This is a genomic window from Pseudomonas rossensis (genome assembly GCF_039888995.1).
Lineage (GTDB): Bacteria > Pseudomonadota > Gammaproteobacteria > Pseudomonadales > Pseudomonadaceae > Aquipseudomonas > Aquipseudomonas rossensis.
On sequence record NZ_JBBWCB010000001.1, the window covers coordinates 152,934 to 173,093 of the forward strand.

A 20,160-nucleotide genomic window follows, 5' to 3' on the forward strand; every position below is an offset into this window, starting at 1 on the left:
TTCAACATCTATATTGACTGTCAGACCGTTATCGCGGGCAAGCCCGCTCCCACAGGTTTTTGTATTACCGTTTAGGACTGTTTTTCGAACTTCAGGTCCCACACGCCATGCCCAAGACGCTCGCCGCGGCGTTCGAACTTGGTGATCGGGCGTTCGGCCGGGCGCGGGACGCACTTGCCGTCTTCGGCCAGGTTGCGATAACCCGGCGCGACGCTCATCACTTCCAGCATGTACTCGGCGTACGGTTCCCAGTCGGTGGCCATGTGTAGCACACCGCCGACCTTCAACTTGCTGCGCACCAGTTCAGCGAACGACGCCTGAACGATACGGCGCTTGTGGTGACGGCTCTTGTGCCACGGGTCCGGGAAAAACAGCATCAGGCGATCGAGGCTGTTGTCAGCCACGCAGCGGTTGAGCACTTCGATCGCATCGCAATCGTAGACCCGCAGGTTGGTCAGGCCCTGAGTGAGCACGCCATTGAGCAGCGCGCCAACACCCGGACGGTGCACTTCCACGCCAATGAAATCCTGCTCCGGCGAGGCAGCGGCCATTTCCAGCAGCGAATGCCCCATGCCGAAACCGATTTCCAGGGATCGCGGCGCCGAACGGCCAAACACCTGGTCGAAGTCCACCGGCGCGTCGGCCAGAGGCAACACGAACAGCGGCGTGCCCTGCTCCAGGCCTTTTTGCTGGCCTTCGGTCATGCGCCCGGCGCGCATCACGAAACTCTTGATGCGGCGGTGTTGGCGCTCTTCGCCTTCTTCCGGCTGGATAGGCGTTTCGTTTGATTCAGTCATCAATGGCTCTTACTTGATCAGACCATCCAGCGGCGAGGAGGCGCTGGCATAGAGTTTTTTCGGCATACGACCGGCGAGGTAAGCCAAGCGGCCCGCGACGATGGCGTGTTTCATGGCTTCGGCCATCATGATCGGCTGCTGGGCATGGGCGATGGCCGAGTTCATCAGCACCGCTTCGCAACCCAGTTCCATGGCAATGGTGGCGTCGGAAGCGGTACCGACACCGGCATCCACCAGCACCGGGATCTTGGCTTCTTCGAGGATGATTTGCAGGTTGTACGGGTTGCAGATCCCCAGGCCCGTGCCGATCAGACCAGCCAGCGGCATGACCGCGATGCAGCCGATTTCCGCCAGTTGACGGGCGATAATCGGGTCATCGCTGGTGTAAACCATCACGTCGAAACCTTCCTTGACCAGCACTTCGGCGGCCTTGAGGGTCTCGATCACGTTAGGGAACAGGGTTTTCTGGTCGGCCAGTACTTCCAGCTTCACCAGGTTGTGGCCGCCGAGCAGCTCACGGGCCAGGCGGCAGGTGCGCACAGCCTCGGTAGCGTCGAAGCAACCGGCGGTGTTAGGCAGGAAGGTGTAGCGATCCGGCGACAGGACTTCGAGCAGGTTCGGTTCGCCCGGGTTCTGGCCGAGGTTGGTGCGGCGCACGGCGAAGGTGACGATCTCGGCACCCGAGGCTTCGATGGCCAGGCGGGTTTCTTCCATGTCGCGGTACTTGCCGGTGCCTACCAGCAAACGCGACTGGTAAGTACGACCGGCCAGAACGAAGGGCTTGTCGCTACGAACGATGCTCATGGGAAATCCTCTGTAGGGGTGAGGTTCTTGCAGAATTCTGTGCCCTTAAGGGCCGGACGACTAGCCGCCGCCGATAGCGTGAACCACTTCGACGGAATCGCCGTCGTTCAGCGTGGTTTCTGCGTGCTGGCTGCGCGGGACGATATCCAGATTGAGTTCGACCGCCACCCGGCGTCCGGTCAGATCCAGACGGGTCAGCAGGGCCGCAACGGTTTCACCGTCGGGCAGTTCAAGGGATTCGCCGTTCAACTGAATGCGCATGCCGAATGCCGCCATCATTTTTAGGGGCTGGCATTCTAGCCCGATCAGTCTTGGCGACCCAAGCCATTCGTCATGAAATGGACTGCTCGGTCAGCTCAACCGCCAGGCGGCAAGCCCCAGGCAGAACCAGCCGACCAGAAATGCCAGGCCACCGAAGGGCGTAACGATCCCGAGCTTGCCGATGCCTGTCACCGCCAGCAGGTACAGGCTGCCGGAAAACAACAGAATGCCAATAGCAAATGATGCGCCGGCCCAGGTAATCAGTCGACCGGGAATCTGCGTGGCGAGCAGCGCTACACCCAGCAACGCCAGGGTGTGCACCAGTTGATAGGTGACGCCCGTATGGAAAATCGCCAGGTACTCGGCGCTCAGGCGGTTTTTCAGGCCGTGGGCGGCGAATGCGCCCAAGGCAACACCGGTGAAGCCGAAAAAAGCAGCCAGCATCAGGAAGCCACGCAACATGAAGAACTCCAGTCAGACTCGATCAACAGGGTCTGTATAATGGCCGGCTCAACGGGTTCGGCCAAGCCATCTCTATGCTGCGTTTATTTTTGCGACGATTCACGAAGGCCCTGCTCTGGTTCGCGGGTGGCAGCGTATTGCTGGTGCTGATCTTTCGCGTGGTACCTCCACCGGGAACGGCGCTGATGGTCGAGCGCAAGGTCGAATCCTGGTTCGACGGCGAGCCCATCGACCTGCAACGTACCTGGAAACCCTGGGATGAAATCTCCGATGACCTGAAAGTCGCGGTGATTGCCGGCGAGGATCAGAAATTCCCGGAGCATTGGGGTTTTGACTTTGGCGCGATCCAGGCCGCACTGGCCCACAACGAACTCGGTGGAACGATTCGCGGCGCCAGCACCCTGAGCCAGCAGGTCTCGAAGAATCTGTTTCTGTGGTCCGGCCGCAGCTGGCTACGCAAAGGCCTGGAAGCCTGGTTTACCGGGCTGATCGAAGTGTTCTGGCCCAAGCAGCGAATTCTTGAGGTGTACCTCAACAGTGTCGAGTGGGATGACGGGGTATTTGGCGCTGAAGCGGCGGCTCGGCATCACTTTGGTGTTGGCGCTAAGGGTCTTAGCCGTCAACAATCGAGCTTGCTGGCCGCCGTATTGCCAAATCCGCGGGTGTGGAGTGCGAGCCATCCGACCAACTATGTTGCACGACGTGCGGGCTGGATTCGGCAGCAGATGAGTCAGTTGGGCGGTGACAGCTATTTGCTGGGGCTCAATGATTCTCGCCACGCGCCTTGGGCTCAATGACCCCAAACGTCAAAAGATCGCAGCCTTCGGCAGCTCCTACAGGTGTACGCGCTCCCCTGTAGGAGCTGCCGAAGGCGGCGATCTTTTGATCTCAAACAAAAACGCCCCGATCAATCAATGATCGGGGCGTTTTTTATTGCCTGAGCTGCGGTTAGGCGGCGATCGACAACTTGAGCTTGTTCATCGCGCTCTTCTCGAGCTGACGAATACGCTCGGCCGACACGTTGTACTTCTGCGCCAGGTCATGCAGCGTGGCTTTTTCTTCCGCCAGCCAGCGCTGGTAGAGGATGTCACGGCTGCGGTCGTCCAGCACTTCAAGCGCTTCGTGCAGGTTGTGGTTGGAGTTGTCGCTCCAGTCGGCATCTTCCAGCTGACGGGCCGGGTCGTACCGGTGGTCTTCCAGGTAGTTGGCCGGCGATTGGAAAGCACTGTCGTCGTCCGCTTCCGCGGCCGGGTCGAAGGCCATGTCATGGCCGGTCAGGCGACTTTCCATCTCACGCACTTCCCGCGGCTCTACGCCGAGGCTTTCCGCCACACGGTGGACTTCCTCGTTGTTCAGCCACGCCAGACGCTTCTTCTGGCTGCGCAGGTTGAAGAAGAGCTTGCGCTGGGCCTTGGTGGTCGCGACTTTCACAATGCGCCAGTTGCGCAGGATGAACTCGTGGATTTCCGCCTTGATCCAGTGCACAGCGAACGAAACCAGACGTACACCCATTTCCGGGTTGAAGCGTTTCACGGCCTTCATCAGGCCGACGTTGCCTTCCTGGATCAGGTCAGCCTGAGCCAGACCATAGCCGGAATAGCTACGGGCGATATGTACAACAAAACGCAGGTGGGCGAGCACCATCTGCCGAGCCGCCCCCAAATCCTGCTCATAATAGAGACTCTCGGCCAGTTCACGCTCCCGCTCCGGCGTCAGCAATGGAATGCTGTTCACGGTGTGCACATAGGCCTCCAGGTTCGCACCCGGGACCAGAGCATATGCAGGTTGCAAAGAATTGGTCATACGAAAAAACCTCCGACTTACATAACTCGTGCAGTTCAGCACTGCGAAAATTGACCGGAAACCGAAAGACAAGTTCCCATAAACGCTGAAAGGTCAATACGAGCAAAATGATACTACTTAGGCGCAAGCTCCCTCAGGTGGCGTGCGACTGCAATCCATGCACCGATATACCCCAACAGCACCGCGCCAAGCAAGAGAGACAGACCGTCGGCAACTGGCACTCCGGCCAGCGCAAAATCACTGCCGTACAGACCGGCCAGCCCAACCACCGCGTCGTTCAGCCAATCAAGGCCGAACGCCAATACACCCCAGGAAAGAATCCCCGCACCGAAGCCATAAAGCGCACCCATATACAGAAAGGGCCTGCGCACATAGCTGTCAGTGCCGCCGACGAGTTTAATCACTTCTATCTCTGTGCGGCGGTTTTCAATATGAAGACGAATGGTATTGCCTATCACCAAAAGTAATGCAGAAACCAAAAGCACGGTCAGACCGAAGACAAAACGGTCGCCCAACTTGAGGATGGCTGCCAGACGCTCGACCCAGACTAGATCAAGTTGCGCCTGTTGTACCTTGGGCAACTCGGAAAGTTTTTGTCGTAATGCTTCAAGCGCAGGCTTGTCGACTTCGTTCGGCGTCACCAGAACCACGCCTGGTAGCGGGTTTTCGGGCAACTCCTTGAGCGCCTCGCCCAGACCGGACTGCTGCTGAAACTCTTCCAGCGCCTGATCGCGGCCGACATATTCAGCATCAGCTACGCCAGGCATGCCTTTGATCTGCTCGCGCAACGACTCGCCTTCAGCGGGGCTGGCCTCGATTTGCAGGTACAGGGAAATCTGCGCCGCACGCTGCCAGGAACCGCCAAGACGCTCGACGTTACTTAGCAAAAGTGACAGGCCCATCGGCAAACTCAGGGCAACCGCCATCACCATGCAGGTGAAGAAGCTACCGATGGGCTGCTTGCCCAAACGACGCAAGCTATCGAGCAGACTGGCGCGATGACTCTCGACCCAGGCACGAAACAGTGTGGCGAAATCCGGGCCGTCATCATCGTCGCGTTTTTTCTTCTGCGGCTGCTGGTCGGCAGCCTTGGGGGCCACGCGCTCGGAAACCTTGGGGCTGCGTGTCGCACTCATACGCCGGCCTCCCCGTCGCCGATCAATCGGCCACGTTGCAGGGTCAGCATGCGGTGGCGCATGCGGGCGATCAGTGCCAGGTCGTGACTGGCAATCAACACGCTGGTGCCCAAACGGTTGATGTCTTCGAACACGCCCATGATTTCTGCCGCCAGACGTGGATCGAGGTTACCGGTCGGTTCGTCCGCCAGCAGCAAGGCCGGGCGGTGAACGATGGCGCGGGCGATGCCGACGCGCTGTTGCTGACCGGTGGACAGGTCGCCAGGGTATAAGTCGGTCTTGTCCGACAGTGCCACGCGCTCGAGCGCCGAATCCACGCGCTTGGCGATCTCGGCCTTGGACAGCCCAAGGATCTGCAAAGGCAGCGCGATGTTGTTGAACACCGTGCGATCGAACAGCAGTTGGTGATTCTGGAACACCACACCGATCTGGCGCCGCAGGTAAGGAATCTGCGCGTTGCTGATGGTGCTCAGGTCTTGCCCGGCCAGCAGCAATTTGCCGGTGGTCGGACGCTCCATCGCCAGCAGCAGGCGCAACAAAGTGCTTTTACCGGCACCAGAGTGGCCGGTCACAAACAAAAACTCGCCCCGACGGACTCGAAAGCTCAGCTCATGCAAGCCGACGTGGCCGTTCGGGTAGCGTTTACCGACCTGTTCGAAACGAATCATGAACGCTCCCGCTCGGCAAACAGTGCCTGGACAAAGGGTTCTGCTTCAAAAGTACGCAAATCATCGATGCCTTCACCGACGCCGATGTAGCGAATCGGCAAGCCAAACTGCTTGGCGAGGGCGAAAATCACCCCGCCTTTGGCGGTGCCATCGAGCTTGGTCAGCGCCAGGCCAGTCAGTTCGACGGTCTGGTTGAATTGTTTGGCCTGGTTGATCGCGTTCTGGCCAGTGCCGGCATCGAGCACCAACAGCACTTCGTGCGGCGCATCGGCGTCGAGTTTGCCAATTACCCGGCGAACCTTCTTCAACTCTTCCATCAAATTGTCTTTGGTGTGCAAACGACCGGCGGTGTCGGCGATCAATACGTCGATGCCACGGGCCTTGGCCGCTTGCACGGCATCGAAGATAACCGAAGCCGAGTCAGCGCCAGTGTGCTGGGCGATGACCGGGATTTTGTTGCGCTCGCCCCAGACCTGCAATTGTTCGACGGCGGCGGCGCGGAAGGTATCGCCGGCCGCGAGCATGACTTTCTTGCCTTCGAGCTGCAGCTTCTTCGCCAGTTTGCCGATGGTGGTGGTCTTGCCGGCACCGTTGACGCCGACGACCAGGATTACGAACGGCTTGGTCTGCGAAGCGATTTTCAGCGGTTGCTCGACCGGCTTGAGCATGGCCGCCAGTTCCGCTTGCAGGGATTTGTACAGCGCATCGGCATCGGCCAATTCTTTACGGGCGACCTTCTGGGTCAGACGCTGAATGATCACCGAAGTCGCCTCGACGCCAACGTCGGCGGTCAGCAGGCGGGTTTCGATGTCTTCGAGCAGCTCGTCATCGATGATCTTCTTGCCCAGGAACAGGCTGGCCATGCCTTCGCCGATGCTGGCGCTGGTCTTGGACAAGCCCTGTTTCAGGCGGGCGAAGAAACCGGCTTTGGTTTCTTCGGTACGCGCGGGCTCGACAGGCACTTCGACGGGAACGACAGGTGCGGCGACAACGGGAGCGACGATCGGTGCCGGCGCTGGAACAACCGGGGCAACCGGAGCAACCGGAGCAACCGGAGCAACCGGAGCAACGAAAGCGGGCACCACAGGCTCCGGAACAACCGGTTCAGGCTCGGCCACCACCACTGGCGCGACAACCGGCTCAACCACTGGCGCTTGAACGGGCTCAGGAGCAAACGCAGTCGGCGCTGGAATCGGCGGTGTAACGTGCGGCGCCAGCTCATCTACGACCAATGCCACCGGCTCTTCCGCCACTGGCAACGTCAGCCATGGCTCGGCAACGGGTGTGAGCGGTACCTGGGCCACGACTTCGGCGACGACATCAGGCTCAGGCTCGGTGACCGGTTGCAGCACCGGCTCGGCGATCGGCAGGACAATCGGCGCAGGCTCTTCTTCTATTACCGGCGCAGGCGTTGGCTCAGGAAGTGGCTGTGGCTGTTCGACGACGGGTTCCTGCGGCTTTTTGCGCAGCCATCCGAACAGGCTTTTCTTCTCACCAGCCGCAGCTGGGGCTTTCTTGTCGTCGTTGGAACCAAACATGGAGGACGGCTATCTCACGGTAGCGACGCGCCAAAGGGCGCCTCGGCAAATAAATATTCGATGCAGAACAGACTGCGATTGACCCAGCTTGTTCACGCGCAACATTTTGTCGAGGTGCAAACAGCACCTCAAAGGTTGACTAATACGATGGACTGGAACGGCATCGTCGGCGAAAACGCAGAGTTTAGCTGACAAACTCAAAGCTTCCGCAGGTAACCCATGCAACCTTCTGGCCGATCAAAGGCCTGATAGGCGTGGCCGCCAGTAAAACGGATCAGTATCCTAGCACCCTCTCGCCCGCTGACGCTAAGAACAAGCGGGCAGCCCCAAAGGTTTAAAAACGAATGAATGCTCTAGCCCGCCGCGCTGCAGGCCTGCTGTTCAGCACAGTTTGTCTGCCCCTCTCGGCCCTGGCTGCCGATCCACAACCCACCCACGAATTCACCCTCGATAACGGCCTGAAGGTCGTCGTGCGCGAAGACCATCGTGCGCCGGTGGTGGTTTCCCAAGTCTGGTACAAGGTCGGCTCCAGCTACGAGACCCCGGGTCAGACCGGTTTGTCCCACGCACTGGAACACATGATGTTCAAGGGCAGCGAGAAAGTCGGCCCCGGCGAAGCTTCGCTGATCCTGCGCGACCTCGGCGCCGAAGAGAACGCGTTCACCAGCGATGACTTCACGGCGTATTACCAGGTGCTTGCCCGCGACCGCCTCGGTGTGGCCTTCGAGCTGGAAGCCGACCGCATGGCCAGCCTGCGCCTGCCGGCCGACGAGTTCGCCCGCGAGATCGAAGTGATTAAAGAAGAACGTCGCCTGCGCACCGACGACAAACCGATGTCCAAGGCTTACGAACGCTTCAAGGCCATGGCCTACCCGGCCAGCGGTTACCACACGCCGACCATCGGCTGGATGGCTGACCTGGACCGCATGAAAGTCGAAGAGCTGCGCCACTGGTACCAATCCTGGTACGTGCCAAACAACGCCACGTTGGTGGTGGTGGGCGACGTGACCCCGGACGAGGTCAAAACCCTGGCCCAACGCTATTTCGGCCCGATCGCCAAGCGCGACGTGCCACCGGCGAAAATCCCGCTGGAACTGGCCGAACCCGGCGAGCGCCAAATCACCCTGCATGTGCAGACTCAACTGCCGAGCCTGATGCTGGCCTTCAACGTGCCTAGCATCGCCACCGCCGAAGACAAACGCTCGGTCAATGCCTTGCGCCTGATCTCCGCCTTGCTCGACGGCGGCTACAGCGGCCGTATCCCGACGCAATTGGAGCGCGGCGAAGAACTGGTGTCCGGCGGTTCGTCGAGTTACGACGCCTATACCCGTGGCGACAGCCTGTTCACCTTGTCCGCAACGCCCAACACCCAGAAAAACAAAACCATGGCTCAGGCTGAAGCTGGCCTGTGGAAGCTGCTCGAACAGCTGAAAACCACCGCGCCGTCCGCTGAAGAACTGGAACGCGTCCGCGCGCAGGTCATCGCTGGCCTGGTTTACGAGCGTGACTCGATCACCAGCCAGGCCACCGCTATTGGCCAACTGGAAACCGTCGGCCTGTCCTGGAAGCTGATGGACACCGAACTCGCCGAGCTGGAAAGCGTGACCCCGCAAGACATCCAGAAAGCCGCCAAGCTGTATTTCACCCGCGAACGTCTCAGCGTCGCCCATGTACTGCCACTGGAGACGACTCATGAGTGAGCGTAAAAAACCACGTTTGGCCCTGATCGGCTTGATCGCTGTCGCCTTGATCGGGTCTGCCGCGTTCTACTTTTCAAAGACCGACGAATCCAAGGCCAGCGAAGCCCTCGACAAGGCCAAGGCCAGCCAGAAACTGCAATCACTGGCCGAACTCGACGGCAAAGCGCCAAGTCACCGCACCCTGGACGTGCAGACCTGGAAAACCGCCGAGGGCGCCAAGGTGCTGTTCGTTGAAGCCCGGGAGCTGCCGATGTTCGACATGCGACTGATCTTCGCCGCCGGCAGCAGCCAGGACGGCGACGCACCTGGCCTCTCCGTGCTGACCAACGCAATGCTCAACGAAGGTGTGGCCGGCAAAGATGTCGGTGCCATCGCTCAGGGCTTCGAAGGCCTGGGCGCAGACTTTGGCAACGGCGCATTTAAAGACATGGCACTGGCTTCCCTGCGCAGCCTCAGTGCCGCGGACAAACGCGAACCGGCCCTGAAGTTGTTCTCTGAAGTCATCGGCAAACCGACCTTCCCTGCCGATTCCTTTGCGCGCATCAAGAACCAGATGCTCGCCGGTTTCGAGTACCAAAAGCAGAACCCCGGCAAACTGGCGAGCCTGGAGCTGATGAACCGTCTGTACGGCGATCATCCGTACGCACACTCCAGCGACGGCACGGCGAAAACCGTTCCGGCGATTACCGTGGCACAGATGCGCGCGTTCCATGAGAAGGCCTATGCGGCTGGCAACATGGTGATTGCGCTGGTGGGCGACCTGTCTCGCTCCGAGGCCGAAGCGATCGCCGCACAAGTCTCCAGCGCGCTGCCAAAAGGCCCGGAGCTGGCGAAAATCCCGCAACCGGAGGAACCGAAAGCCAGCATCGGTCACATCGAGTTTCCGTCCAAGCAGACCAACCTGATGCTCGCGCAATTGGGCATCGACCGTGACGACCCGGACTACGCGGCACTGTCCTTGGGCAACCAGATTCTTGGCGGCGGTGGCTTCGGCACCCGATTGATGAGCGAAGTGCGCGAGAAACGCGGCCTGGCTTACGGCGTGTATTCGGGCTTTTCCCCGATGCAGGCTCGCGGTCCGTTCATGATCAACTTGCAAACCCGCGCGGAGATGAGCGAAGGCACGCTGAAACTGGTGCAGGACGTGCTCGCCGACTACCTTAAAACCGGCCCGACCCAGAAAGAACTCGACGACGCCAAGCGTGAACTGGCCGGCAGCTTCCCGCTGTCCACCGCCAGCAACGCCGATATCGTCGGCCAACTCGGCGCCATGGGTTTTTACAACCTGCCGCTGAGCTATCTGGATGACTTTATGCGCGAGTCCCAGAGCCTGACGGTCGAGCAGGTCAAAACCGCACTGAACAAACACTTGAGCACGGACAAAATGGTCATCATCAGCGCTGGCCCGACCGTGCCGCAAAAGCCGTTACCGGCCCCAACTGATAAACCTGCCGAGCAACCGCTCGGGGTTCCGGAGCATTAATGGCCACTCGTCCTAAAAAACCCGTTCACAACGTGCACAACGGTGTGAACCAACTGCGCATCATCGGCGGTGAATGGGGCAGCCGGAAGCTGAGCTTCCCGGATGCCCCGGGCCTGCGCCCTACCCCGGACCGGGTGCGTGAAACCCTGTTCAACTGGCTCGCGCCTTATGTCGCTGGCGCCAAGGTTCTGGACCCGTTCGCCGGCAGCGGCGCGTTGTTCCTCGAAGCCTTGTCCCGTGGCGCAGCCATGGGTCAGGCGCTGGACGCCAGTAACATCGCGGTCGCCAGCATCAAGGAACATCTGGGCACACTGCGCTGCACCACCGGCCAGGTGCAAACTGCCGACGCCCTGCGCTACCTGGAAACCCAGACAGCGACTGCGTACGACCTGGTGTTCCTCGATCCGCCGTTCAACCAGAACCTGTTGCCGGGCGTTTGCGCCTTGCTCGAAGAGCGCCAATGGCTGGCCGATGACGCCTGGGTCTACACCGAAAGCGAAAACGCACCGTCGGCGCTTGGCTTGCCGGGTAACTGGCGCCTGCACCGGGAGCAGAAATCCGGGCGAGTATATTACGCGTTGTGGCAGCGCAGCCCGCTGGCAAACTGAACTGTCATCGCGACGTAGCGTGATACAAGGCATCAAGTGCGGTAAATAGTTACCGCCAACGGCCTCGTCCAAGTCTCCACAGTGGTTTACGCAATTTCCGTAAACCACTGAGGATGAACACGGATGAACATCTCCCGCAGCAGGATGCTGCTCTTTTCCTGGTTACTGCCCTTCACGGCACTGGCCGAACCCGCACAACCGACCCACGAATTCACGTTAAGCAACGGCCTGAAAATTGTGGTGCGCGAGGACCATCGCGCCCCAGTGGTGACCTCACAACTCTGGCTCAAGGTCGGCTCCAGCGATGAACCGCCGGGGAAATCCGGCTTGTCCCACGCGCTGGAGCACATGCTCTACAAAGGCAGCAGCAAGACCTGTACAGGTGAAGCTTCCGCCATTCTGGACAAGCTGGGCGCTTCACATAACGCCTTTACCGACAAGGACGTCACCACCTACTACCAGACCATGCAGCCTCACCAGTTGGGTGTCGCCTTCGAGTTGATGGCCGACATGATCTCGACGGCTCATTTGCGAGCCGAGGATTTCATTCCGGAACTGGCCGTCATTCAGGAAGAAAGGCGACTACGGGTCGACGATGATCCCGACGCAATCGCGCAACACCGCCTCACCAGCATCGCCTTTCCCGCCAGCAGCTATGGCGCGCCAATCATCGGCTGGATGCACGACTTGCAACGCTTGAACGCTGATGACGTGCGTCACTGGTACCAGACCCACTACGCCCCCGGTAATGGCACGCTCGTCATTGTCGGTGACGTCACGCTGGAAAAGGTGAAGCCCCTGGTCGAGCGCTACTTCGGCGTACTTGCGGCGAGACCGTTTGTCGCGGCAAGGACATCGATGGAGTTGGCCGAGCCCGGGGAGCGGAAAATCATTCTGCACCAGGCGATCCCGGCGCCTCGATTGATCATGTCGTTCAATGTCCCGAGCCTTGCCACCGTCGAAAATCGTCGAACGGTACATGCATTAAGGCTGCTCAACACCTTGCTGGCCGGCTCGAGCAGCGCACGCCTGCGTAAAAGCCTGCAATTTACCGACAGGTTGTTTTCCAGCACCTCGTCCAAATACAACGCGCTTTATCGAGGTGACAGTGTTCTTACCCTCACCGCCCAGCTCCACAGTCAACGCAACGAAAGCCTTGATCAAGCACAGGCTCGCATCTGGGAACTGCTCGACGAACTAAAGTCCGCACCGCCCGACAGCGTCGAACTGGAGCGCGCCCGCACCCTGCTGATCGCCGAGCAGATCTACAACCGCGACAACATTGAAAATCAGGCGGATCACCTCGGTGCACTAGAGAGCATCGACCTTTCCTGGCGACTGATGGAAGAGGATGTCAATGAACTGAATCAGGTAACCCCCGCAGACATTCAGCACGTCGCGCGGACGTACCTGACCCGACAACGCCTGAGCACCGCCCATGTCCTCGTGGAGAAAAATAATGAATAAGGTCACCTGCGTGACACTGTGGCTGTTAGTGATCGGAGGCCTGCAAGGCTGTCTGGCCTTGGCCGACACCGAACCACAGCTTCCTGCTGTGGTTCAGTCTCCACGCCTGCAATCTCTGGCAGAGCTGGACGCGCAGGCAGCAGCCTCGCGCACCCTGAAAATCCACGGTTGGAAATCGCCGGCCGGTGGCAAGGTGCTGTTTATTCGCACTCCAGAACTGCCGATGTTCGACCTGCATGTCAGTTTCCCTGCCGGCAGCACACGAGATGGTGAGCATTCCGGTCTGGCGGCAACGACGTTCAGCATGCTTAACGAAGACGTAGCGGGCAAGGATCTATCAGCGATTACCGAAACCTTTGATGGCCTTGGCGCAAAAACCAAAATGATAATCGAGCAGGATCGGGCCTCATTGTCCTTGCGCAGCCTGACTGCCATCGATAAGCGCGACCCGGCGCTGTTGCTGTTTACCCAGATACTTGGCCAACCCCTGCTGACCGACAAAGCACTGGTCAACGTCAAAAAAGAATTGACCAATATCCTCAAGACTCAGCAGCAGGATCCCGAATCACAACTCACCCAAGCCATGAATGACCTGCTAATGGCTGGACACCCTTATGCCCAACCAGTCTATGGCACAGAAGAAAGCCTGGCTGTGCTCTCTCGGGAACAGGTCCAGGCGTTCCATCGGCAAGCCTATAGCGCGGGGAATGTGCTGATTACGCTGGTCGGCGACCTGACACTGGAACAGGCCCAGGCGATGAGCGTGCAGGTTTTCAACGCGCTGCCAGCAGGTTCCAAAATGTCTCCCGTGATTCCGGTCCCGCGCCGACAGGGTGTGGCGACGTCACGACATATCGAGCGCCCCCTGAGTCAGACGCAGATCATGCTGGGGCAGCCCGGTGTGACACCGCAGCACCCCGATTACATGGCGCTGAGAGTGGCCCACCTGATTTTCGGTGGGCAGAATATCTCTTCGCGACTGATGACGGAGCTGAGAGAAAAACGCGGCTTGACCTATGCCGTGGAACTGAAGAACACCCTCTGGCAGGAAGGCGGTACTGCCGTCATCAGCCTGAATACCAACCCACAGTTCAGTGAAGGTGCGGTGAAGCTGGTGCAGTCAATGTATCGCGACTACTTGCAAACGGGTCCGACACAACAGGAACTCGACGACACCCTGCGCCAACTGCGCAGCAGCAGCGCGTTGAACAGTGCCAGCAATTCACAGATTCTCGATCTACTGGTCAACATCAACCAATACGACTTGCCGCTCGATCTGGATTTTTCAATCGAACAAGCTCAGAAATTGACCGTCGCGCAAGTCAAAGCAGCCTTGAACAAGCACTTTGACGCGGACCAATGGTCGGTGGTGACCGTAGGCCCGACCGTAGAACAACGACCTCTGCCCCTCCCGACCCACGAGGTGCCGCAGAGCATGTGTCGCGCCGAGACGGGGATTGTGGCAAGTTAGTTTCTTTGGACACAGGCGCCCTGGCCACGACTTTCGGCCCTGGCGCCGACTGTTTGACCTTTTAGAGAAACATCGTGCTCCAGCCCAGCGAACGCTTCACCCCGGCCATCGGCCTTGGCAACCCGCACTTGCAAACCTTGTGGGGGCCGCTGTGGCGTAAAACCACGCATATCGACCGCACGCGCGAACGGCTTTGGCTCGACGATGGCGACTTCCTTGATCTCGACTGGCACGGCCCTCATACAGCCGACGCGCCGTTGGTGCTGGTGTTGCACGGGCTGACTGGTTCGTCAAACTCGCCCTATGTGGCTGGCCTGCAAAAAGTCCTGGGAGATCAAGGCTGGGCCAGCGTCGCACTGAACTGGCGCGGCTGTTCGGGCGAGCCAAATCTGTTGCCGCGCAGCTACCATTCCGGTGCCAGTGAAGACCTGGCCGAAACCATCAAACACCTGAAAGCCCAACGACCGCTCGCGCCGTTGTATGCGGTCGGCTATTCCCTGGGTGGCAATGTGTTGCTCAAGCACTTGGGCGAATCCGGCAGCAAAAGTGGCGTGGCCGGTGCGGTGGCGGTGTCGGTGCCGTTTCGTCTCGATCAATGCGCCGACCGTATCGGCCAGGGTTTCTCGAAGGTCTATCAGGCGCATTTCATGCGGGAGATGGTGGCCTACATCAAGAACAAGCAGCGCCAGTTTCAGCATGACGGACACGAGGATGGACTGGCGGCGCTGGCCGCGCTTGGCTCATTGGAGAACATGCGCACGTTCTGGGATTTCGATGGCCGGGTCACCGCGCCGCTGAACGGTTTTGCCGATGCCGAGGATTACTATCGCCGCGCTTCGAGTCGCTATTTCCTTGGCGAGATTCGTACGCCGACCCTGATCATTCAAGCGGCCGATGACCCGTTTGTATTTCCTCATAGCCTGCCGCAAGCCGACGAATTGTCCGCCTGCACTCAATTCGAGTTACAGACCAAGGGGGGGCATGTCGGCTTCGTCGAGGGTTCGTTTAGGCAACCGGGCTACTACCTCGAACGCCGCATCCCGCAATGGCTGACCGCCGTGGGTCGCCAGTAAGGCCATGGACGTCGATCAGGGCGAGTCGATCCGATTCTGGCAAACAGCGCCGTTGGCCGGCGTCGAGTTATTGTCTGCGCGCTACATCGAACACCGTTTCGCGCCTCATGTGCATGACGGTTACGTGATCGGCATGATCATGGCTGGCGCTCAGCGCTATCGTTATCGCGGTGCCGAACACCTGGCGGGCAGCGGCACGCTGGTGCTGATCAATCCAGACGAACTGCACACCGGCCATAAAGGCACGGAGGATGGTTGGTTGTATCGGGCGTTCTATCCGGACAGCGGTCAGATTCTGTCGCTGTTGGCGGAGCTGAAACTGCCGACCAACAACTTGCCGGCGTTCGGCGCGACGCTGTATCGCGATCCGGATCTGGTGAAGGGTTTCTGCCAACTGCTCGCTGGAAGAACTGGCCGCGGGTCAATCTTTCACCCTTCCACTTCGCCCGGGTGTTCCGCCGCGCCACTGGCATGCCGCCACACACCTGGCTGATGCAGCAGCGCATCGCTCGGGCGCGAGCGCTGTTACAGAATGGTTGCTTACCGTTGGAAGTGGCGACGCAGTTGCGGTTCGCTGACCAGAGTCATCTGAGTCGGCAATTCAAGCAGGTTTACGGTGTCGGGCCGGGCGCATATCGCAGCGCCCGGCTTTAGAATCAAAAGATCGCAGCCTGCGGCAGCTCCTTGGTGTACACATTCCACTGTAGGAGCTGCCGCAGGCTGCGATCTTTTGATCTTCATTCGCCGATGGCGATGCCGTGTGCAGGATCGTTGATCCACTCGCTCCATGAACCGGCATACAACGATCCCAACGGATACCCGGCCAGACACAACGCAAACAGGTTGTGACAGGCCGTCACGCCAGAACCGCAGTACGCCACCAGATCGGTCGGCGAACGATCACCGAGCTTCGCGGCAAAACGCTGCTTGAGCTGATCGGCCGGCAGAAAACGCCCGTCGCTGCCCAGGTTGTCGGTGAACGCCGCACATTGCGCGCCGGGGATGTGCCCGGCAATCGGGTCGATCGGCTCTACTTCGCCCTTGAAACGCGGCAATCCGCGGGCATCGAGCAAGGTCAACTCGGGCTGGCCGAGACGTTGCTGGAGCTGTTCGGCGCTCAAGATCAGCGCGTTGTCCGGCGACCCCGTGAAGGTGCCCCGTTCAATCTGCGGCGCATCAAGACTCAGGGGCAAACCGGCCGCGTGCCAGGCCTTGAGCCCGCCATCCAGAATGAACACGCCGTCACGTTTGCCCAGCCAGGCCAGCAACCACCAGGCCCGCGCCGCGTAGGCACCCGGACCGTCGTCGTACAAAATCACATCGCTGTCGGCGTTGACGCCCCAGGCTTGCAGACGTTCGATCAAGTCTGCAGGTTCAGGCAACGGATGGCGCCCGGTCACACCCTTGACCACTGTCCCGCTCAAATCACGCTCAAGATCGGAAAAGCTCGACCCGGCAATATGCCCTTCGGCATAGCTGCGCTGACCGTAATCCGGGTCTTCGAGGGCAAAACGACAATCCAGAATCACCAGCCCCGGCTGCTCCTTTTTCAGGTCCAACGCTTGCGGGCTGATCAGTTGCGCAATGGGCATAACGGGCTCCTGCGATTTTGGCGATGGTTGATCCTACTGCACTTCCTATCCCACTTCTTCCAGCGCTTGGGCCAGCGGCACGTAAAACTCCTCGAACAGCGCATTCACCGCGCCGCGAGACTGATCCGTGACAAAACCGGCCTCAAGCACCAGCACCTGATACACACCACGTTTAATGGCCTGTTCGCTCAGGTGATTGGAATTTTCACGCGTAGTGCACAGAAAACGCACCCAGGACGTCAGGATGATCCAGGCATTGAGCGTCAGGGATTCGATCTGAACCTTGTCCATTTGCAGGATGCCCGCCTCGACGAAGCCCGCGTAGATGTGCGTGCCATGGATCAGACAGCGTTGGGAAAAGCGCCGATAACGGGCGGCCAACTCCGGGTCACTGTCGAGCAGGTGCTCCAGATCGCGGTGCAAAAACCGGTAGCGCCACATGGCGGCCAGCAGCTCCTGAAGGTAGAAGCGCTTGTCTTCGACCGTGGCGGCACGACCCTGGGGCGGGCGCAGGAAGCTGTCCACAAGGCTTTCGTACTCACTGAACAGCACGGCGATGATCGCCTGCTTGTTGGGGAAGTGGTAGTACAGGTTGCCCGGGGAAATTTCCATATGGGCAGCAATATGGTTGGTACTGATGCTGCGCTCACCCTGCTGATTGAACAGCTCCAGGCTGTTCTGCACGATGCGCTCGCTGGTTTTGATCCGAGGGGCCATGGCTTGGGCTTTAATTCAAAGTGCGTTGACGGGCATCTTACGACCTATCCGCGGGTGGATAAAACAAAGCTGCGCCAGGATGTCATTTGACTTTATAGAGCATAGACTCTAAAAAGTCCCTCATTACAATAAATCCGGAGCCGACCATGACTGCTGACATCGCCTACCTGCAGAACTTGCAGCAGCCCCTGGAGGAGCTCCAGACCCTGTTCGACGCCCAACGCGCAGCGTATGCCGCCAACCCGATGCCGCCCGCCGCCCAGCGCCAGCAATGGCTAAAAGCTCTGCGCGATCTGTTGAGCAATGAGCGTCAGGCATTGATCGATGCCATTAGCCAGGATTTCAGCCACCGCAGCGCCGATGAAACCCTGCTCGCCGAACTGATGCCCAGTCTGCACGGCATTCACTATGCCAGTCAGCACCTCAAAGGCTGGATGAAGGCGTCGAAGCGCAAGGTCGGGGTTGCCTTTCAACCCGCGGCGGCCAAAGTCATCTATCAACCGTTGGGTGTGGTCGGGGTGATCGTGCCGTGGAACTACCCGCTGTATCTGGCCATCGGGCCATTGGTAGGCGCGTTGTCGGCGGGTAATCGGGTGATGCTCAAGCTCAGCGAATCGACCCCCGCCACCGGTTTGTTGCTCAAGGAACTGCTGGGCCGGATCTTCCCGCAAGACCTGGTCTGCGTGGTACTGGGCGAAGCCGATATCGGTGTAGCGTTCTCCAGATTGCGTTTCGATCACCTGCTGTTCACCGGCGCCACCAGCATCGGCAAACACGTGATGCGTGCGGCGGCCGAAAACCTGACCCCGGTGACCCTCGAGCTCGGCGGCAAATCCCCGGCCATTGTGTCCCGCGACGTGCCGCTCAAGGATGCTGCCGAACGCATCGCCTTCGGCAAGACGCTCAACGCCGGACAGACCTGTGTGGCCCCGGACTATGTGCTGGTGCCGGAAGATCGCGTAGGAGCTTTCGTCGAAGCCTATCGTCAGGCGGTTCGCGGGTTTTATCCGACCTTGACCGACAACCCGGACTACACCGCGATCATCAATGACCGGCAATTGGCGCGCCTCAACGGCTACATCAGCGACGCCACCAGCAAGGGCGCGCTGCTGATTCCATTGTTCGACAAGGGCCAGGGGCGCCGCATGAGTCACAGCCTGCTGCTCAACGTCAGCAACGACATGATGGTGATGCAGGACGAAATCTTCGGTCCGCTGTTGCCGATCGTTCCCTACAAAGATCTGGATCAGGCCTTTGCCTATATCAATGAACGACCCCGTCCGCTGGCCCTGTATTACTTCGGCTACGACAAGCGTGAGCAACACCGCGTACTTCACGAAACCCATTCCGGCGGCGTGTGCCTGAACGACACCCTGCTGCACGTCGCTCAGGACGACATGCCATTTGGCGGTATCGGCGCCTCGGGCATGGGCCATTACCACGGCCACGAAGGTTTCCTGACCTTCAGCAAAGCCAAAGGTGTGCTGATCAAACAGCGGTTCAATGCGGCGAAATTGATCTACCCGCCGTACGGAAAATCCATTCAGAAGCTGATCCAGAAGCTGTTTATCCGCTAACGATCATCCCCTTCGGGTAATAACAATAATGAGCCCAAGTCTGTCCGATACACCCACGTTGTCACGGCGCGGATTGCTTAAATTCAGCCTGGGTGCCAGCGCTTTTCTCGCCACCGCCGGTTTGGGCGCGAGCCTCAGCGGCTGCTCATCGAGCCTGCCAGCCAGCGGTTTCGCGATTCTGCGCAGCGGTGACTTACTGTTTTTGCGGGCATTGATTCCGGTGATGCTCGATGGCGCTGTGGCCACCGAGAAAATACCGACGGCCGTCGGTGAAACCCTGCACTGCCTGGATAACGGTCTGAATCATCTGTCGCCGGAAATGCTCAAGCTGACCCGACAGTTATTCGATGTGCTGGGAATGCGCATCACCCGCGGCCCACTGACCGGGATCTGGGGCAGTTGGGAAAACGCCAGTGCCGACGAGATCCGGCACTTTCTCGATCGCTGGGAAAACAGTTCGTTAAGTCTGCTGCGCATGGGCCACAGCTCGCTGCTGCAACTGGTGATGATGGCGTGGTATAGCCGCTCGGAATCCTGGGTGCATTGCGGGTATCCCGGGCCGCCTACCGTCTGAAACCGTGGTGACCCTATCGCGGGCAAGCCACGCTCCCACAGGGTTTGAGTCGTTCACAAAAGGGTGGCCCCCTCCAATTCTGTGGGAGCGTGGCTTGCCCGCGAAGACGTCAGCCGCCTCACCACCGAATCCAAAATAAAAAGAGAACTGAAGATGCCCGTACCCGATCCGTTCCGCGAAGGCCTGGCCCGTGGCTGGAAAACCTATAACGGTTCACAACTGACCCAGGACCTGACCCTCGAAGCGGACGTGGCGATTATCGGCAGTGGTGCTGGCGGTGGCACCACCGCCGAAATCCTCAGCGCAGCGGGCTACAAGGTATTGCTGATCGAGGAAGGCCCGCTCAAGACCAGCAGCGACTTCAAGATGCTCGAAGACCAGGCTTACACCAGCCTCTATCAGGAAGGTATTGGTCGCATGAGCAAGGAC

At 59.6% G+C, this 20,160-nt stretch carries 20 protein-coding genes and 1 pseudogene; 11 read left to right on the top strand and 10 right to left on the bottom strand.

The window, feature by feature from the left end; genetic code table 11:
* Positions 1 to 71 precede the first annotated feature (71 nt).
* The 4 genes from trmB to WLY71_RS00705 form a co-directional block, all read right to left on the bottom strand.
* Positions 72 to 797 (bottom strand): tRNA (guanosine(46)-N7)-methyltransferase TrmB, encoded by a 726-nt coding sequence (gene trmB, locus WLY71_RS00690; RefSeq protein WP_347802103.1) that lies wholly within the window; start codon positions 795 to 797, stop codon positions 72 to 74.
* Positions 798 to 806: 9 nt separating this feature from the next.
* Positions 807 to 1,601 carry a thiazole synthase gene (locus WLY71_RS00695; protein WP_007897902.1) on the bottom strand — a complete coding sequence of 265 codons (795 nt, stop codon included), beginning with the start codon at positions 1,599 to 1,601 and terminating at the stop codon, positions 807 to 809.
* A 60-nt stretch (positions 1,602 to 1,661) separates the two neighbouring features.
* Complete coding sequence (gene thiS / locus WLY71_RS00700; protein ID WP_162491065.1) at positions 1,662 to 1,862, bottom strand: sulfur carrier protein ThiS; 201 nt, start codon at positions 1,860 to 1,862, stop codon at positions 1,662 to 1,664.
* A gap of 90 nt (positions 1,863 to 1,952) precedes the next feature.
* A complete protein-coding gene (locus tag WLY71_RS00705; RefSeq protein ID WP_347802104.1) occupies positions 1,953 to 2,324 on the bottom strand; it encodes a DUF423 domain-containing protein in 372 nt (123 codons plus the stop codon).
* Between the two features lie 74 nt (positions 2,325 to 2,398).
* Here WLY71_RS00705 and mtgA point away from each other — a divergent pair, with 74 nt between their 5' ends.
* The gene (gene mtgA, locus WLY71_RS00710) at positions 2,399 to 3,121 is read left to right on the top strand and encodes a monofunctional biosynthetic peptidoglycan transglycosylase (protein ID WP_347802105.1); all 723 of its coding nucleotides are present in this window, start codon (positions 2,399 to 2,401) and stop codon (positions 3,119 to 3,121) included.
* Positions 3,122 to 3,272: 151 nt separating this feature from the next.
* On the opposite strand, the gene rpoH is transcribed toward mtgA, so the two are convergent.
* From rpoH to ftsY, 4 genes are all read right to left on the bottom strand, one after another.
* Positions 3,273 to 4,127 (bottom strand): RNA polymerase sigma factor RpoH, encoded by an 855-nt coding sequence (gene rpoH, locus WLY71_RS00715; RefSeq protein ID WP_347802106.1) that lies wholly within the window; start codon positions 4,125 to 4,127, stop codon positions 3,273 to 3,275.
* A 113-nt stretch (positions 4,128 to 4,240) separates the two neighbouring features.
* The gene (gene ftsX / locus WLY71_RS00720) at positions 4,241 to 5,263 is read right to left on the bottom strand and encodes a permease-like cell division protein FtsX (RefSeq protein ID WP_008152652.1); all 1,023 of its coding nucleotides are present in this window, start codon (positions 5,261 to 5,263) and stop codon (positions 4,241 to 4,243) included.
* The gene (gene ftsE, locus WLY71_RS00725) at positions 5,260 to 5,931 is read right to left on the bottom strand and encodes a cell division ATP-binding protein FtsE (RefSeq protein ID WP_008152655.1); all 672 of its coding nucleotides are present in this window, start codon (positions 5,929 to 5,931) and stop codon (positions 5,260 to 5,262) included. Before ftsE ends, ftsX begins: the two co-directional genes overlap by 4 nt.
* Positions 5,928 to 7,469: a signal recognition particle-docking protein FtsY gene (gene ftsY, locus WLY71_RS00730; RefSeq protein ID WP_347802107.1), complete on the bottom strand. Its 1,542-nt coding sequence runs from the start codon at positions 7,467 to 7,469 to the stop codon at positions 5,928 to 5,930. The genes ftsE and ftsY overlap by 4 nt, the downstream gene beginning before the upstream one ends.
* 344 nt (positions 7,470 to 7,813) lie before the next feature.
* Between ftsY and WLY71_RS00735 the strand changes: the two genes are divergently transcribed.
* From WLY71_RS00735 to WLY71_RS31195, 7 genes and pseudogenes are all read left to right on the top strand, one after another.
* Positions 7,814 to 9,169, top strand: coding sequence for a M16 family metallopeptidase (locus WLY71_RS00735; RefSeq protein WP_347802108.1), 1,356 nt, complete (start codon positions 7,814 to 7,816; stop codon positions 9,167 to 9,169).
* Positions 9,162 to 10,652, top strand: coding sequence for a M16 family metallopeptidase (locus tag WLY71_RS00740; RefSeq protein ID WP_347802109.1), 1,491 nt, complete (start codon positions 9,162 to 9,164; stop codon positions 10,650 to 10,652). Before WLY71_RS00735 ends, WLY71_RS00740 begins: the two co-directional genes overlap by 8 nt.
* Positions 10,652 to 11,260: a 16S rRNA (guanine(966)-N(2))-methyltransferase RsmD gene (gene rsmD / locus WLY71_RS00745; protein WP_347802110.1), complete on the top strand. Its 609-nt coding sequence runs from the start codon at positions 10,652 to 10,654 to the stop codon at positions 11,258 to 11,260. Before WLY71_RS00740 ends, rsmD begins: the two co-directional genes overlap by 1 nt.
* A 123-nt stretch (positions 11,261 to 11,383) precedes the next feature.
* The gene (locus WLY71_RS00750) at positions 11,384 to 12,727 is read left to right on the top strand and encodes a M16 family metallopeptidase (RefSeq protein WP_347802111.1); all 1,344 of its coding nucleotides are present in this window, start codon (positions 11,384 to 11,386) and stop codon (positions 12,725 to 12,727) included.
* Positions 12,720 to 14,198 carry a M16 family metallopeptidase gene (locus WLY71_RS00755; protein WP_347802112.1) on the top strand — a complete coding sequence of 493 codons (1,479 nt, stop codon included), beginning with the start codon at positions 12,720 to 12,722 and terminating at the stop codon, positions 14,196 to 14,198. The genes WLY71_RS00750 and WLY71_RS00755 overlap by 8 nt, the downstream gene beginning before the upstream one ends.
* A gap of 74 nt (positions 14,199 to 14,272) precedes the next feature.
* Positions 14,273 to 15,271 carry a hydrolase gene (locus tag WLY71_RS00760; protein ID WP_347802113.1) on the top strand — a complete coding sequence of 333 codons (999 nt, stop codon included), beginning with the start codon at positions 14,273 to 14,275 and terminating at the stop codon, positions 15,269 to 15,271.
* Positions 15,272 to 15,275: 4 nt separating this feature from the next.
* A pseudogene (locus WLY71_RS31195) lies at positions 15,276 to 15,925 on the top strand (AraC family transcriptional regulator).
* Between the two features lie 83 nt (positions 15,926 to 16,008).
* Here the strand turns inward: WLY71_RS31195 and WLY71_RS00775 are convergent.
* Together WLY71_RS00775 and WLY71_RS00780 are read right to left on the bottom strand one after the other, a co-directional pair.
* On the bottom strand, positions 16,009 to 16,863 hold the full coding sequence (locus tag WLY71_RS00775; protein ID WP_347802114.1) for a sulfurtransferase: 855 nt from the start codon (positions 16,861 to 16,863) through the stop codon (positions 16,009 to 16,011).
* 45 nt (positions 16,864 to 16,908) lie between these two features.
* A complete protein-coding gene (locus tag WLY71_RS00780; RefSeq protein WP_347802115.1) occupies positions 16,909 to 17,580 on the bottom strand; it encodes a TetR/AcrR family transcriptional regulator in 672 nt (223 codons plus the stop codon).
* A gap of 146 nt (positions 17,581 to 17,726) precedes the next feature.
* Between WLY71_RS00780 and WLY71_RS00785 the strand changes: the two genes are divergently transcribed.
* The 3 genes from WLY71_RS00785 to WLY71_RS00795 form a co-directional block, all read left to right on the top strand.
* Positions 17,727 to 19,157 (top strand): coniferyl aldehyde dehydrogenase, encoded by a 1,431-nt coding sequence (locus WLY71_RS00785; RefSeq protein ID WP_149628325.1) that lies wholly within the window; start codon positions 17,727 to 17,729, stop codon positions 19,155 to 19,157.
* Between the two features lie 28 nt (positions 19,158 to 19,185).
* Positions 19,186 to 19,731 (top strand): twin-arginine translocation pathway signal protein, encoded by a 546-nt coding sequence (locus WLY71_RS00790; RefSeq protein ID WP_347802116.1) that lies wholly within the window; start codon positions 19,186 to 19,188, stop codon positions 19,729 to 19,731.
* Positions 19,732 to 19,884: 153 nt separating this feature from the next.
* Positions 19,885 to 20,160, top strand: a 276-nt coding sequence (locus WLY71_RS00795) for an NAD(P)-binding protein (RefSeq protein WP_347802117.1), incomplete at its 3' end; no start/stop codon positions are given.